The sequence below is a fragment of the Bacillus paralicheniformis genome, from assembly GCF_002993925.1.
GTDB lineage: Bacteria > Bacillota > Bacilli > Bacillales > Bacillaceae > Bacillus > Bacillus paralicheniformis.
Window position 1 is genome coordinate 1,085,908 of sequence record NZ_CP023665.1, and the last position, 14,509, is coordinate 1,100,416.

The window sequence follows — 14,509 nt, forward strand, 5'->3', positions numbered from 1 at the left end:
AAGTGAAGGAGATGGAACATGAGTTTTCACGATCAACAAATTTTACCTGCGGTACGTAATATGAAGCAGTTTGATACATTCCTGGACAGCCCGTTTTCATACGGGGTCCTGCTTGACATCCACCTTGGACAGCTGGGAGGCGTCATCAGCGCGGCCAGATCCCATGGGAAAAAAATGTTTGTGCACGTCGATCTGATCCAAGGAATTAAGCATGATGAATACGGGGCGGAATTCATTTGCCAGGAAATGAAGCCGGCGGGCATTCTCTCTACAAGATCAAGCGTTATCGCAAAAGCAAAGCAGAAGAAAGTGTATGCGATCCAGCGCATGTTTTTAATAGACACAAGCGCCATGAAGAAGAGTATTGAATTGGTGAAAAAGCACAGACCCGACTATATAGAAGTGCTTCCCGGAGTGGTACCGGAACTGATCAAGGAAGTCAAAGAAATAACCGGCATTCCGATCTTTGCGGGCGGGTTTATCCGTACTGAAAAAGACGTCGAGCAGGCGCTTGCAGCAGGGGCATCCGCAGTCACCACCTCAGACACTGATCTATGGAAAAAATACTGGAAGTAAAAATTTAAAATGTGAAAAATTATTGACAACGCTTTCACTATACGATACGATCTTACTAAGTTAATACATTGTGACGGAGACCCGGAGACCACAGCAGTTCTTTACTCAGTATGATGTAAAGAAAGTTTGCTGTGTTTTTTTATGGTCTTTTAGACACAGTGAAGAAGGTGAACCCATGGTGTTCATCTTAGAATAACACTTCATAATAGATTTTAGGAGGGATAGCCTTGACAGCATTTTGGGGGGAAGTTATCGGAACGATGCTGCTCATCGTCTTTGGAGCTGGAGTTTGTGCAGGAGTTAATTTGAAAAAATCGCTGTCCCATCAATCCGGATGGATTGTGATCGTCTTCGGCTGGGGGCTCGGCGTGGCCATGGCGGTATATGCCGTCGGCGGCATCAGCGGAGCGCATTTAAATCCGGCCGTTACATTGGGGCTGGCATTTGTCGGAGATTTTCCTTGGGAAGAAGTGCCTTCCTATATTTTAGGACAGATGATCGGCGCATTTTTAGGAGCGGTGCTCGTTTTTCTTCACTACTTGCCGCACTGGAAAGAAACCGAAGATCAAGGCGCGAAGCTGGGAGTATTTTCGACAGGGCCGGCGATTCCAAATACATTTGCAAACCTGTTCAGTGAAACATTGGGGACTTTTGTTCTCGTTCTCGGACTTTTAGCGATCGGTGCAAACAAGTTTACTGACGGACTGAATCCGCTCGTTGTCGGATTTCTGATCGTGGCGATCGGGCTTTCGCTCGGCGGAACAACAGGCTATGCGATTAACCCTGCCCGCGATTTGGGGCCGAGAATCGCCCACTTTGTCCTTCCGATTGCAGGAAAAGGAAGTTCAAATTGGAAGTACGCGTGGATTCCTGTTTTAGGACCGGCGCTCGGCGGTTCATTTGCAGGCGTTTTTTACAACGCCGCATTCAAAGGGCACATTACCAACACATTTTGGATTGTAAGCGTTATACTAGTTGTGATATTGTTAGGTTTCTATATTCATATGAAAAAACAATCGGTTGATCAATCGGTCAACATTTAAAAAAAAACGCAAATCTTAACAGACATATAAGGGGGAGTTTCCAAAAATGGAAAAATACATTTTGTCTCTTGATCAAGGCACCACAAGCACAAGGGCGATTGTTTTCAACAAAGCAGGCGAAATCGTCCATATTGCGCAAAAAGAATTTCAGCAATATTTTCCAAACCCCGGCTGGGTTGAACACAATGCAAATGAAATCTGGGGCTCCGTTCTGTCGGTGATCGCTTCTGCGCTTTCAGAATCGGGAATCGAAGCCGCGCAAATTGCCGGAATCGGGATCACCAACCAGCGGGAAACGACCGTTGTTTGGGATAAACATACCGGTAAACCGGTCTACAATGCGATTGTGTGGCAGTCCCGCCAATCGGCGGAAATATGTCAGGAATTGAGAGAACAAGGCTATGAAGAAACGATCAGAGAAAAAACAGGCCTTTTAATCGATCCTTATTTTTCAGGCACGAAGGTGAAATGGATTTTGGATCATGTGGAAGGGGCACGGGAGAAAGCGGAAAACGGCGACCTTCTCTTCGGTACGATCGATTCTTGGCTGATCTGGAAAATGTCCGGCGGAAAAGCGCATGTGACAGATTATTCAAACGCCTCAAGAACACTGATGTTCAACATCTATGACCTCAAATGGGATGATGAACTTCTCGATATTCTCGGCGTACCGAAATCGATGCTTCCTGAAGTCAAGCCTTCATCGCATGTATACGCTGAAACGGTCGATTATCATTTCTTCGGCAAAAACATTCCGATTGCAGGTGCAGCCGGCGACCAGCAGGCAGCATTGTTCGGGCAGGCTTGCTTTGAAGAGGGAATGGTTAAGAACACGTATGGAACAGGCTGCTTTATGCTGATGAACACCGGCGAGAAAGCGATCAAATCAGAGCACGGCCTGCTGACGACAATCGCTTGGGGCATCGACGGAAAGGTGGAATATGCGCTGGAAGGCAGCGTCTTCGTCGCTGGTTCCGCTATTCAATGGCTCCGTGATGGGCTGAGAATGTTTAAGGACGCCAAAGAAAGTGAAAAATACGCTGTAAGAACAGAATCTGCCGATGGTGTTTATGTGGTTCCTGCATTTGTAGGTTTAGGCACGCCTTATTGGGACAGCGATGTCCGCGGCGCTGTATTCGGACTGACCCGGGGTACGACGAAAGAGCATTTTGTTAGAGCAACGCTTGAAGCGCTTGCCTATCAAACGAAAGATGTTCTTGACGCAATGATGGAAGACTCCGGGATCTCGGTGAAAACGCTGAGAGTCGACGGCGGAGCTGTCAAAAACAACTTCCTGATGGATTTTCAGGGCGACATTTTGGATGTCCCTGTAGAACGTCCTGAAATCAATGAAACAACCGCGCTCGGTTCAGCCTATTTAGCGGGTCTTGCTGTCGGCTTCTGGAGTGATCGTTCCGAGATCAAAGACCAGTGGCAGCTTGACAAACGTTTTGAACCGAAAATGGAAGAAAAAGAGCGTGAGAGTCTGTACAGCGGGTGGAAGAAAGCTGTAAATGCAGCTAGGGCTTTTAAATAAGCCGCATGTATGTTACAATCTAATTAAGTTAATAGAAACGGTTGGAGAAGAGGAGAGACCGCAGGCACCAAAGCAGTATCAGCGCTTTGGATGTTTGTGGTCTCTTTTTCTATTTTTTTACCGTGACAACAAGGGAGGACATGAACATGGAATCATTATTTTCAAGCCGCAAACGGGACGATATTTTACAGAATATGACGAAGCAGAAGTATGACGTGTTTATTATCGGCGGAGGTATTACAGGCGCAGGGACGGCATTGGACGCCGCATCTCGCGGAATGAAAACGGCGCTTTGCGAAATGCAGGACTTTGCGGCCGGAACGTCAAGCCGCTCCACGAAACTCGTACACGGCGGACTTCGTTATTTAAAGCAATTTGAAGTGAAAATGGTAGCCGAGGTCGGCAAAGAGCGGGCGATCGTCTATGAAAACGGTCCGCACGTGACAACGCCTGAATGGATGCTGCTTCCGATGCATAAGGGAGGCACTTTCGGCAAATTCAGCACTTCAATCGGACTGCGAGTGTACGACTTTTTAGCAGGTGTCAAAAAAGCTGAGCGGAGGAGCATGCTGAATGCCGAGGAAACGCTTCAAAAAGAGCCGCTTGTGAAAAAGAACGGCCTGAAAGGCGGCGGCTATTATGTCGAATACCGGACGGATGACGCCAGGTTGACGATCGAAGTCATGAAAGAAGCGGTTAAATTCGGAGCCGAGGCCGTCAATTATGCGAAAGTAAGCGATTTTATTTATGAAAACGGCAAGGTCACCGGCGTGGTCATTGAAGACGTCTTCACGAAAAAAACGTACCGTGTCCACGCGAAAAAAATCGTGAATGCCGCGGGTCCGTGGGTTGACCGTCTACGGGAAAAAGACCATTCAAAAGAAGGCAAACACCTTCAGCATACAAAAGGCGTGCATCTTGTTTTTGATCAATCGGTCTTTCCTTTAAAACAAGCCGTTTATTTTGATACGCCCGACGGCCGCATGGTGTTCGCGATTCCGAGAGACGGAAAGGCATATGTCGGCACAACGGACACCGTCTACAACGAGGATCTGGAACATCCTCGAATGACGACTGCAGACAGGGATTATGTCATTAATGCAATCAACTATATGTTCCCTGAAATGGGAATCAAGGCTGAAGATGTCGAATCAAGCTGGGCGGGGCTCAGACCGCTGATTCATGAAGAAGGAAAAGACCCGTCCGAGATTTCCCGGAAAGATGAGATCTGGACTTCTGAATCCGGACTGATCACGATTGCCGGCGGAAAGCTGACCGGCTACAGAAAAATGGCTGAGCATATCGTCGATCTTGTCAGAGACCGATTAAAAGAAGAGGGCGGCAGAGACTTCGGTCCTTGCAGAACAAAAACGATGCCGATCTCAGGCGGCCATATCGGCGGTTCCAAAAATCTGGAGGATTTTATTCAAGTGAAAGCAGCCGAAGGGATCAAAGCTGGACTGTCCGAAGAGACGGCAAAACAGATCGCCGCACGATACGGTTCAAATGCAGACCGCCTGTTTGATCGTGTCCCATCCCTGAAAGATGAAGCAGCAGAACGCCGCATTCCTGTCCATGTACTGGCAGAAATGGATTACGGGATCGAGGAAGAAATGGCTGCCGTCCCGGCAGACTTCTTCGTCCGCAGAACGGGTGCGCTGTTCTTTGATATCAATTGGGTCCGCACTTACAAAGACAGCCTTACCGACTACATGAGCGAGAAGCTGAACTGGGATGGCGAAACGAAGGCCCGGCATGTCCAAGCATTGGAAGGACTTCTTCACGACGCTGTTGTCCCGCTGGAAAGCAGATGATGTATCGGGTCAAATGCCCTTGATGAATTTTCTTTAAAAATCAACCGAATGGCCTAACGTGAGGCTGTCTTGATCAGGCAGCCTCATTTTTTTCGTTCGGCATGCTAAATTTGGACAAAGCGGCTGTTTGTCGATATGATAAAAGAAAAGCTGCAATTACTTAGCTAGAACATTGGAGGTAATCATGAGCTGGAGAACGAGCTATGAACGCTGGAAAAACAAAGAAAACTTAGATTCCGAATTAAAATCGCTTCTTTTGGAAGCTGAAGGAAATGAAAAAGAACTAGAGGATTGCTTTTATAAAAAACTTGAGTTTGGTACAGCCGGCATGCGCGGAGAGATCGGACCCGGTCCGAATCGCATGAACGTTTATACGGTTCGCAAAGCATCGGCGGGCCTTGCCGCATACATAGGAGCGAACGGCGAAGAAGCAAAAAAGCGCGGTGTTGTGATCGCGTACGATTCCCGCCACAAGTCGCCTGAATTTGCAATGGAAGCTGCTAAAACGCTCGCGGAAAACGGCGTTCAAACGTACGTGTTTGACGAACTGCGCCCGACACCTGAACTTTCCTTTGCGGTAAGAGAACTGAATGCGTTTGCAGGTATTGTCATCACGGCGAGCCATAACCCGCCTGAATACAACGGCTATAAAGTCTACGGAGAGGACGGCGCGCAGCTTCCGCCTGCTGATGCCGACAAACTCATCGGCTATGTCAATGCGATTGAAAACGAATTGGAAATCGAAGCAGGCGATGAAGCTGCCTTAACCGAAAAAGGGTTGATCCAAATAATCGGCGAGGAAATCGATCAAGCGTATCTCGATAAACTGACATCGATTTCTGTCAATCCTGATCTGGCAAAGGAAACTGAAGTCAAAGTCATTTTCACCCCGCTGCACGGCACGGCAAATAAATCCGTGAGACGCGGCTTGAAAGCTCTCGGGTATGAGCATGTCACAGTCGTTCCGGAACAGGAGCTGCCTGATCCTGACTTTTCGACCGTGTCTTCTCCTAATCCGGAAGAGCACGCCGCTTTTGAATATGCGATCAGGCTCGGAGAAGAAAAAGGAGCCGATATTCTGATCGGAACCGATCCCGACGCGGACCGCCTCGGCGTTGCTGTAAAGGATCAAGAAGGCCGTTACGCGGTGCTGACAGGAAATCAAACCGGCGCGCTGCTTTTGCATTATCTGCTATCGCAAAAACAGCAGAAAGGCACGCTGCCTGATAACGGAGTCGTTCTAAAAACGATTGTGACGAGCGAAATGGGGCGCGACATTGCCGCTTCTTTCGGACTTGACACGATCGACACGCTGACCGGCTTTAAATTCATCGGAGAAAAAATCAAACAATTTGAAGCATCGGGCGAATATGCTTTCCAATTCGGTTATGAGGAGAGCTACGGTTACTTGATCGGCGATTTCGCAAGAGACAAGGATGCCGTCCAGGCAGCACTGCTTGCGGTTGAGGTATGCGCCTTCTATAAAAAGCAGGGAAAATCGCTGTATGATGGGCTCCTCGAATTGTATCAAACGTTCGGCTTCTATAGAGAAGGCTTGAAGTCCCTGACCTTAAAAGGAAAAGAGGGAGCGGAGCAAATCGCAGCCATCCTCAGCACATTCAGAGAACAGCCGCCTCTTTCCATCGCCGGAAAAGACGTTGTATCCGCAGAAGACTATTTGACAGGGAAGCGGACGCTGCTGAAGGAAAACAAAACAGAAACGATCGATCTTCCGACATCCAATGTTTTGAAATATTTCCTTGAAGACGGCTCATGGTTCTGCCTCCGTCCATCTGGCACAGAGCCTAAAGTGAAATTTTATTTCGCAGTCAAAGGCCCAACCAATGAAGACAGTGAAGCGCTTCTCCATCAATTGACAGATGAAGTGATGAAAAAAATCGATGATATTGTAAAAGCGACTTCAAATTGATAATCGCTGAAAACCCGCCTTGCTACACGGCGGGTTTTCAATTTTTATTGATAAGCGGCCATAAATAATGTAATATATATTTAACAATAAGTTAGATATAAATTGCATATGAAAGGGGAAAATGGCTGACATGAAATGGATCAAAACCGGGGATGAATACGTAGAAAAGAAAATGACGCAATTTTTTAGCGAAGCCGGTACGATTGTCGCTGCTATCTTATTTTTGGATATGATCATCCGGGGCCTCATTTTAGGGAGACCGGCATCCGAATACATCGTCAGTGCCATCGGTTTTGCAGTCTATGCAGGCTGGATATTGTTCCGCTATCTTTTGTCGGGGTTTGAATATCCGGAGATTGCAGGTCAAGCGGCGTACAGGAAAAAAAGAAAAGAGATCACGGCTCTCAGCCTCGCTTCCGGCATCATATTTGCCATTTTAGTGCTTATTTTTACCGGCATACCAAAACACCCCGGCAGTTGGTTTGACTTTATTATGATGGTGATGTTGTTTGTATTTTTTCATTTTCTGATCAACTTTATCTCGTTGCGCAAATCCTTTCGGAAAAATCAAGATCTATTAGATGATTAAATGAAAACGGCGGGTGAGCATATGGTTAACCGGGTCAAACTCGCCCGGGTCGAAAAGTCTTTGACACAAGCCCAGCTTGCCGAGCGGGTCAATGTGACAAGACAGACGATCGGGCTGATCGAAAAAAATAAATACAATCCGACATTGCACCTTTGCATCGCGATCGCAAAGGCGCTGGACAAAACGCTTGACGATTTGTTTTGGGAGGAAGAAGCTTAACGATTCGCTTTGTCCCTTCTCGGTCAAAAGTCTTAGAAAAGTTCATCTCATGAGGTGGCCTTTTTTTTATCAAATATCGATATAATAAAAGAAACTCCGGGTTAAGGGGATGAATCTTTTGCGGGAAGACACGCAGTTTGAAAAATTGAAAACGCTCAAAGAAATAGCGGAAGCTTTAAACGAAGGGAACCATCTAAAAGAAACGCTACATGCTGTTTTAAAAAAGCTGCTCAGCTTAACGGGACTCAAAACGGCGTGGCTTTTTCTGATCGATGAAAAGGGGAGCTTTGAACTGGCCGCTTCGGTCCGCCTGCCTCAGGCGCTTTCTTACCGGCACAACCGTTTATTATGCGAAGGAAGCTGCTACTGTCTTGAACAATATAGGGACGGAAAGCTGGACAGGGCGAAAAATATCATTCATTGCCGGCGAATTACGACGGCCATGAGACAGAAGACCGGAGATCCGGAAGGCATCACACATCATGCAACCGTCCCTCTCAGCGATCAGAAGAAACGGTTCGGTTTGCTGAACGTTGCGGCTCCGGACAAAATTCATTTCAGCCGCGGGGAACTGGCGCTCCTCGAAGCTGTTGCTTTGCAAATCGGGATGGCGATCAAACGGATGCGACTTGCTGAACAACAGCAAAAACACATGCTGCTGACCGAAAGAAACAGATTGGCTCAGGACTTGCATGATTCCGTCAATCAAATGCTTTTTTCGCTCAGCTTGACCGCTAAAGCGGCGGGTGAAATGACAGACCAGCCTGAGATCAGGGAAATGCTCGAGTTTATGCAACATCTTTCTCATGAAGCACTGCTTGAGATGCGGGCGTTAATTTGGCAGCTGAGGCCCCAGGGCCTTGAAGAAGGGTTGGCGGCGGCTCTTGAAAAATATGCGGAAGTGCTCGGCCTTCAGGTGATCTTCACGCTCAGCGGTGTGCTCCGGCTGCCGCCTCCTGCTGAGGAATTGATGTGGCGGCTGAGCCAGGAAGCTCTCAACAATTGCAAAAAGCATGCCATTGCTAGCCGCATACAAGTGAAAATCGATGTATTCCAATCGTCTGCCGTCTTGGAGATCGAAGATGACGGCAAAGGGTTTCAGTACGATCCTGACGCGGGGCTTCCGACGCTTGGGCTGAAAGGAATGAAGGAGCGGACGGAAAAAGCGGGCGGCACGTTTTTGATCGACTCCGCAATCGGTAAGGGGACGAAAATCCGGGCGGTTTTGCCTTTGAATGAGAAGGGGGAGGCAGGATGGAAAAGGTGAAAATCATCATTGCCGATGATCATCATATTGTCAGAAAAGGCCTCTTATTTTTTTTCAAAACAAAAAGCGATTTTGACGTTGTCGGAGAGGCATCAACAGGAATTGAGGCGCTCGATGTCTTGCGAAGACGGGAGGCAGACATCGTATTAATGGATTTATCAATGCCTGAAATGGACGGAATTGAGGCGACAAAGCGAATAAAAAAGGAATATCCGTCTGTCAAAATCATAGCGCTGACAAGCTATGCGGATGAAAGCTATGTGATTCCCGCAATCCAGGCTGGAGCCTCTGCCTATCAGCTCAAAGACGCCGAACCTGATGAACTTGTCGAGACGATACGTGCTGTTTATGGAGGTAGATATTCCTTGGATCCAAGCATCATGTCCCACGTCTTTCACCATATGTCACAGGCTGATGAGAAAGAAAAAATACATCAATTGACAAAAAGAGAAAAAGATGTTTTATTGGAAATTACAAAAGGGAAAAGCAACAAGGAAATCGCCGCTTCTTTATTTATCAGCGAAAAAACAGTGAAAACTCATGTATCCAATCTGCTGTCAAAGCTTGGCTTATCCGATCGCACGCAAGCCGCGCTCTTTGCAGTTAAACACGGACTACAACAAAATGACGGGAGATGATCAAATGAAAATAACCGTAGTCAGCGGAACCGCGAGAAAACAGGGCAGAACGCGGATCGCCGCTTCCTATATCGCCCGCACGTATCAGGCCGAGCTTATCGATCTAAGCGAGTTCATCCTACCGATTTTCAACGGAGATGAAGAGCAGAGCTCGCTGGAGAATGTTCAAAAACTGAAAACTTCGGTCAAAGAAGCAGACGCTGTCGTTTTATTATCTCCCGAATACCACAGCGGTATGAGCGGCGCTTTGAAAAATGCGCTCGATTTTTTAAGCAATGAACAGTTCTCGGGCAAACCGGTGGCGCTTTTTGCTTGTGCAGGAGGCGGCAAAGGCGGGATGAACGCGCTCGCCAATATGCGTATTGTCGCGCGCGGAGTTTATGCGAACGTCATCACAAAGCAGCTTGTGCTCGATCCGATTCATATTGATGAGGAACACCATACGGTTACTGAAGCAGCCAAAGCCAATATCAAAAATGTAATGGAAGAGCTTCTGCTCTTTGCCGAATTTCAAAAAGCCTGACGCCGATTAGAGCGCCAGGCTTATTTTATTTTACGTAAAAACGAGCACGCCGTTTTCGTGTTCTTGTCCCGAAAATGAGGCGTGATCAATGTATTGCAGCAGATCATAAAGCCTTTTTTCGACAATGGCGTCATCTCTTTCAAAATTGTAGGCGTGCAAAAAATGCTCGATCCGCTTTGATAATAAATCGTCTTCTGTCCGCACCATCAGGATCAGCAGATTGTCCCACTGCGAGCGGTGCGTATAATACAAAGCTTTGTCATAGTCAGCGTAATTCAATTTCGCCACTCTCCCTTCTTTCTGAGGAGTCATGATTATTTTATGTGGCGGGGTGTTTTTTTCTCCGGGCAAAACTTGGTCTCCCTTGTTTGACGGCCTAGAAATATGAGGATGGTATACGCTATACCGCGAAAAAATGTCTGCATGACATTCTCCGTTTCCGGTCAAGCTAACGTATGTACAATACATGCGGAGCGAATGGAAATGAAAAAACGATATTGCACGTACTTTTTTTGCATATTAACGCTTTTGTCATTCCCGGCGAAGAGCCACTTTCAAGCAGGTGTTTCCGATGCGCCAGAACGGTGGGAGAGAATCGCCTGGAGCGCCCTTGAAGAAAAATACGAAGGTGCAAAGCTTGAGGATTATGAATATTTAGGGCGCACTCAAGTCAATGATGAAGAGACAAAAGATGTCTTCAGGGTAACCGTCAATCAGGAAGGCAAATCATTTTCGGCGCACGCCGAGGTGTATTTTCACCCGGTGACCAATGCGATCATCAACGTGAATATTTTTACTTTATAACAAAAAAAACGAAGGAAGCAGCTTCCTTCGTTAACTCAATAATTTACGTATATGGTCCTGATTAACGATAATATCCTGCAGAGTGTATTGATCCAATACGTCCAAATAGGCGGAAAGGGCTTTGTTTAAAACATGCTTTAATCCGCAGATCGGAGAAAGTATACAATGGTTTTTTTCTCCGTTAAAACACTCGACAAGGTTAAAATCATCTTCTGTATTTCTTATGACTTCACCGATATTAATCAGTTCAGGCGCTTTTCCGAGACGAATCCCGCCGTTGCGGCCCCGAATCGTTTCAACGTAGCCAAGCTTGCCAAGCTCGTAAATCACCTTCATAAGGTGGTTTTTTGAAATGGAATAAGATTCGGCGATGTCTTTTATATTGACAAGCTCGTTTGAGTTTTTGGTTGCTAGAAAAATCAGTACTCTCAATGAGTAATCCGTATAATTTGTTAATTTCATCGCATTACCTCAATCAAACAAGTTTCCATTATCTTATCACATTTGCCTTCGGTTATGAGGGTGGAGCGGAAATTGTTACAAAAATATAAAACATTCCTTAAAAATATTGCTTTAATTCCATTAAAAGTCTAGTATAAAGATGTATTCAAAATACATCTTTAATCAAAAGTAACAGTCCCATTTAAAAAAAGATCTTATTGCACCTTTAAAGATGTATTTGAAATACATCTTTAAAGTGACTGGAGAGGAGAAAGCGTTATGCTATCTGAAAAAACCATGCAAATTGTCAAATCGACCGCCCCTGTTTTAAAAGAAAAGGGAACAGAGATCACCACTTGTTTTTACAAGCGGATGTTTAATGCGCACCCTGAATTGAAAAATATCTTCAACATGTCCCGCCAGCAAACCGGCGGACAGCCGAAAGCTTTGGCTTTTACTGTTTTGCAGGCGGCTGAGAACATCGACCGGCTCGGAGACCTGCTGCCGGTTGTCAAACAAATCGGACATAAACACAAAAGTTTGCATGTGAAACCAGAGCACTATCCTATTGTCGGTCAGCACCTTTTGGAAGCCATTGAAATCGTGCTCGGCGAAGCTGCGACAGAGGACATTCTCCAGGCATGGGCAGAAGCCTATGAAGAGATCGCCCGCGTATTTATTGAAGTCGAAAAACAAATGTATGAAGAAGACAAAAAGCAGGATGGAAACTGGGAAGGATTTAAACCGTTTGTCATCATGGATAAGCGGGTCGAATCCGCTACGATTACTTCCTTTTACTTGAAGCCTGCCGATGGAACGGATTTGCCCGCTTTCAGTCCCGGACAGTACGTATCTGTCCGCATTAAAATTCCCGGCGAACCATATTTCTTAACAAGGCAGTACAGCTTGTCAGATGCCTGGAATAAAGACTACTACCGCATTTCAGTCAAACTGGAAGCGGAGGAAGGGCAACCGGTCGGAAGGGTATCAAGCTATCTGCATGAGAACATGGAGATCGGGGGCAGCTTGGAAGTGAGCGCTCCGGCCGGAGATTTTACCCTTTCCGAAGGAACGGATCGTCCGGTTTACTTCATCAGCGCCGGATCAGGCATCACGCCTGTCATGAGCATGGTGCAAACATTGGCTCAAAAAGAAAGCAGCCGCGAGATCACATTCGTGCACGCTGCGAAATCTGAACAGCACCACGCTTTCAAGGAAGAAACGGAGAAGCTGCTCGGCGCCAATCCGGCGAACCGTCTCCTGTTTGTCTACAGCAGGGGTGCTGAAGCGACGGAAGATCATATTGTAAAAGGCCGGGTGAATGAAGAGCTTTTGAAATCGATCGTGAAAGATCCAAATGGCGAATTTTATGTATGCGGTCCGCTTTCATTTATGAAAAGCGTGATTGAAGGATTGCAAAATCTTGGCGTTCAGATGGAAAACATCCGCTATGAGAGCTTTGCTTCATCCCTTGACATGCAAATAGCGAACTAACCAAAGAGGCAGCTGTCAAACCGACAGCTGCCTTTCATCTTTTCAAATCCCGGCTCATACAATAAAGATAAGTCCAACCGGGGGGGATTTGAGTATTGAGCATACGGGAGCAAAAAGAGCTGCAGCGGGCGATAGCAGAAATTACGGAGATCGCGGAAGGATTCGGCCTGGATTTTTATCCGATGAGATATGAAATTTGTCCGGCTGAAATCATTTATACATTCGGCGCATACGGGATGCCGACAAGATACAGCCATTGGAGTTTCGGCAAGCAATTTCACAAAATGAAGCTTCACTATGACTTTGGCTTGAGCAAAATATATGAGCTTGTCATTAATTCAAATCCGTGTTACGCGTTTTTACTGGACAGCAATTCATTGATTCAAAATAAGCTGATTGTCGCACACGTTCTGGCTCATTGTGATTTCTTTAAAAATAACTGCCGTTTTCAAAATACGAAGCGCGATATGGTTGAAAGCATGTCGGCGACAGCAGAGCGGATTAAACATTATGAGACGGTCCACGGCTCAAAAGAAGTCGAAGCATTTCTCGATGCGGTGCTGGCGATTGAAGAACACATTGACCCTTCGCTCGTGAGGCCGAAGCTGTCGTGGAGCATAGATGACGAAGAGGAAGAAGAAACAGACGCGTCGCCCACTCCTTATGACGACCTCTGGGAACTGGATCACAAAGGATCGAAAGAGAAGAAGAAAAGGACGAAAAAAAAGTTTCCGCCGAAGCCGGAAAAAGACATTCTGCTGTTCATTGAAGAACATTCGCGGGAGCTGGAGCCTTGGCAGCGCGACATCTTAACGATGATGAGAGAGGAAATGCTGTATTTCTGGCCGCAGCTTGAAACGAAAATCATGAATGAAGGATGGGCGTCCTATTGGCATCAGCGAATCATCCGCGAGCTTGATCTGACATCAAGTGAAGCAATCGAATTCGCCAAGCTCAACGCGGGAGTGGTTCAGCCGTCCAAAACGGGCATCAATCCTTATTATCTCGGATTGAAAATATTTGAGGACATAGAGGAGCGCTACAACAACCCGACAGAAGATATGAAGAAGATGGGTGTAAAGCCGGACTCGGGGAGAGAAAAAATATTTGAAGTCAGGGAGATCGAATCAGACATTTCATTTATCAGAAACTATTTAACGAAAGATCTTGTAATGAGGGAAGATCTCTACTTGTTTCAAAAACAGGGAAGGGATTATAAAATCATCGACAAGGATTGGAAGGCTGTGCGCGATCAGCTTGTCAGCATGAGAGTCAACGGAGGATTTCCTTATTTGACAGTTGAGGATGGAGATTACTTAAAGAACAATGAATTATACATTAAGCATTGGTATGAAGGGATCGAACTCGATTTAAAGTATCTTGAAAAAGTTCTGCCTTACCTTCACCAGCTATGGGGAAGAAGCGTGCATGTCGAAACCGTGCTCGAAGATAAGCCCGTCATGTTTTCCTATGATGGAAAGGCTGTCCATCGCAGATATTTATAAAAAGTTTCAGGCTGCATTCGGGCAGCCTTTTTTTATTTTAAAGCGCAGCGACGTCCGTCACTATGCAGTTTTACGAGTTAATAATAAAAATGTAAAATAAAGTATTTAACACTATTTCTAGTATTGTAA

Annotated in this window: 15 protein-coding genes; 13 read left to right on the forward strand and 2 right to left on the reverse strand. The window is 46.2% G+C overall.

Features of this window, described 5'->3' with window-relative positions; all coding sequences use genetic code 11:
- Nucleotides 1-18 precede the first annotated feature (18 nt).
- From CP943_RS05525 to CP943_RS05570, 10 genes are all read left to right on the forward strand, one after another.
- The gene (locus CP943_RS05525; RefSeq protein WP_026579996.1) at nucleotides 19-576 is read left to right on the forward strand and encodes a glycerol-3-phosphate responsive antiterminator; all 558 of its coding nucleotides are present in this window, start codon (nucleotides 19-21) and stop codon (nucleotides 574-576) included.
- A 227-nt stretch (nucleotides 577-803) separates the two neighbouring features.
- Entirely contained in the window at nucleotides 804-1,619 is an 816-nt protein-coding gene (locus tag CP943_RS05530; RefSeq protein ID WP_059230666.1) for an MIP/aquaporin family protein, read from the forward strand.
- Between the two features lie 46 nt (nucleotides 1,620-1,665).
- Entirely contained in the window at nucleotides 1,666-3,156 is a 1,491-nt protein-coding gene (gene glpK / locus CP943_RS05535; RefSeq protein WP_020450710.1) for a glycerol kinase GlpK, read from the forward strand.
- Nucleotides 3,157-3,302: 146 nt separating this feature from the next.
- Nucleotides 3,303-4,970: a glycerol-3-phosphate dehydrogenase gene (gene glpD, locus CP943_RS05540; protein WP_105980841.1), complete on the forward strand. Its 1,668-nt coding sequence runs from the start codon at nucleotides 3,303-3,305 to the stop codon at nucleotides 4,968-4,970.
- 184 nt (nucleotides 4,971-5,154) lie between these two features.
- Nucleotides 5,155-6,900: a phospho-sugar mutase gene (locus CP943_RS05545; protein WP_105980842.1), complete on the forward strand. Its 1,746-nt coding sequence runs from the start codon at nucleotides 5,155-5,157 to the stop codon at nucleotides 6,898-6,900.
- A gap of 130 nt (nucleotides 6,901-7,030) precedes the next feature.
- Nucleotides 7,031-7,489: a DUF6773 family protein gene (locus CP943_RS05550; protein ID WP_025811820.1), complete on the forward strand. Its 459-nt coding sequence runs from the start codon at nucleotides 7,031-7,033 to the stop codon at nucleotides 7,487-7,489.
- Nucleotides 7,490-7,510: 21 nt separating this feature from the next.
- Nucleotides 7,511-7,708 carry a helix-turn-helix transcriptional regulator gene (locus tag CP943_RS05555; protein WP_025811818.1) on the forward strand — a complete coding sequence of 66 codons (198 nt, stop codon included), beginning with the start codon at nucleotides 7,511-7,513 and terminating at the stop codon, nucleotides 7,706-7,708.
- A gap of 118 nt (nucleotides 7,709-7,826) precedes the next feature.
- Complete coding sequence (locus tag CP943_RS05560) at nucleotides 7,827-8,975, forward strand: GAF domain-containing sensor histidine kinase (RefSeq protein ID WP_025811816.1); 1,149 nt, start codon at nucleotides 7,827-7,829, stop codon at nucleotides 8,973-8,975.
- Nucleotides 8,963-9,613, forward strand: a complete 651-nt coding sequence (locus CP943_RS05565; RefSeq protein WP_033155147.1) for a response regulator — start codon at nucleotides 8,963-8,965, stop codon at nucleotides 9,611-9,613. The genes CP943_RS05560 and CP943_RS05565 overlap by 13 nt, the downstream gene beginning before the upstream one ends.
- A 4-nt stretch (nucleotides 9,614-9,617) precedes the next feature.
- Nucleotides 9,618-10,136, forward strand: coding sequence for an NADPH-dependent FMN reductase (locus CP943_RS05570; protein ID WP_025811812.1), 519 nt, complete (start codon nucleotides 9,618-9,620; stop codon nucleotides 10,134-10,136).
- 30 nt (nucleotides 10,137-10,166) lie between these two features.
- Here CP943_RS05570 and CP943_RS05575 read toward each other — a convergent pair whose 3' ends face one another.
- Entirely contained in the window at nucleotides 10,167-10,415 is a 249-nt protein-coding gene (locus CP943_RS05575; protein ID WP_023856510.1) for a YhdB family protein, read from the reverse strand.
- Between the two features lie 198 nt (nucleotides 10,416-10,613).
- Here CP943_RS05575 and CP943_RS05580 point away from each other — a divergent pair, with 198 nt between their 5' ends.
- A complete protein-coding gene (locus CP943_RS05580; protein WP_306453675.1) occupies nucleotides 10,614-10,940 on the forward strand; it encodes a YqzG/YhdC family protein in 327 nt (108 codons plus the stop codon).
- 30 nt (nucleotides 10,941-10,970) lie between these two features.
- Here the strand turns inward: CP943_RS05580 and nsrR are convergent, their stop codons facing one another.
- Complete coding sequence (nsrR, locus tag CP943_RS05585; protein WP_023856512.1) at nucleotides 10,971-11,402, reverse strand: nitric oxide-sensing transcriptional repressor NsrR; 432 nt, start codon at nucleotides 11,400-11,402, stop codon at nucleotides 10,971-10,973.
- A 258-nt stretch (nucleotides 11,403-11,660) separates the two neighbouring features.
- On the opposite strand from nsrR, the gene hmpA reads away from it, so the two are divergent.
- Complete coding sequence (gene hmpA, locus CP943_RS05590) at nucleotides 11,661-12,875, forward strand: NO-inducible flavohemoprotein (protein WP_025811809.1); 1,215 nt, start codon at nucleotides 11,661-11,663, stop codon at nucleotides 12,873-12,875.
- Nucleotides 12,876-12,970: 95 nt separating this feature from the next.
- Nucleotides 12,971-14,380 carry a SpoVR family protein gene (locus CP943_RS05595; RefSeq protein WP_025811808.1) on the forward strand — a complete coding sequence of 470 codons (1,410 nt, stop codon included), beginning with the start codon at nucleotides 12,971-12,973 and terminating at the stop codon, nucleotides 14,378-14,380.
- The last annotated feature ends 129 nt before the right edge of the window (nucleotides 14,381-14,509 follow it).

What these genes read in the sequence shown, in the direction of transcription:
- CP943_RS05565 (WP_033155147.1), top strand. Translation starts at nt 8,963, where the DNA reads ATGGAAAAGGTGAAAATCATCATTGCCGATGATCATCATATTGTCAGA.
- CP943_RS05570 (WP_025811812.1), top strand. Translation starts at nt 9,618, where the DNA reads ATGAAAATAACCGTAGTCAGCGGAACCGCGAGAAAACAGGGCAGAACG.
- CP943_RS05550 (WP_025811820.1), top strand. Translation starts at nt 7,031, where the DNA reads ATGAAATGGATCAAAACCGGGGATGAATACGTAGAAAAGAAAATGACG.
- glpD (WP_105980841.1), top strand. Translation starts at nt 3,303, where the DNA reads ATGGAATCATTATTTTCAAGCCGCAAACGGGACGATATTTTACAGAAT.
- CP943_RS05580 (WP_306453675.1), top strand. Translation starts at nt 10,614, where the DNA reads ATGGAAATGAAAAAACGATATTGCACGTACTTTTTTTGCATATTAACG.
- CP943_RS05555 (WP_025811818.1), top strand. Translation starts at nt 7,511, where the DNA reads ATGGTTAACCGGGTCAAACTCGCCCGGGTCGAAAAGTCTTTGACACAA.
- glpK (WP_020450710.1), top strand. Translation starts at nt 1,666, where the DNA reads ATGGAAAAATACATTTTGTCTCTTGATCAAGGCACCACAAGCACAAGG.
- CP943_RS05525 (WP_026579996.1), top strand. Translation starts at nt 19, where the DNA reads ATGAGTTTTCACGATCAACAAATTTTACCTGCGGTACGTAATATGAAG.
- CP943_RS05545 (WP_105980842.1), top strand. Translation starts at nt 5,155, where the DNA reads ATGAGCTGGAGAACGAGCTATGAACGCTGGAAAAACAAAGAAAACTTA.
- nsrR (WP_023856512.1), bottom strand. Translation starts at nt 11,402, where the DNA reads ATGAAATTAACAAATTATACGGATTACTCATTGAGAGTACTGATTTTT.
- hmpA (WP_025811809.1), top strand. Translation starts at nt 11,661, where the DNA reads ATGCTATCTGAAAAAACCATGCAAATTGTCAAATCGACCGCCCCTGTT.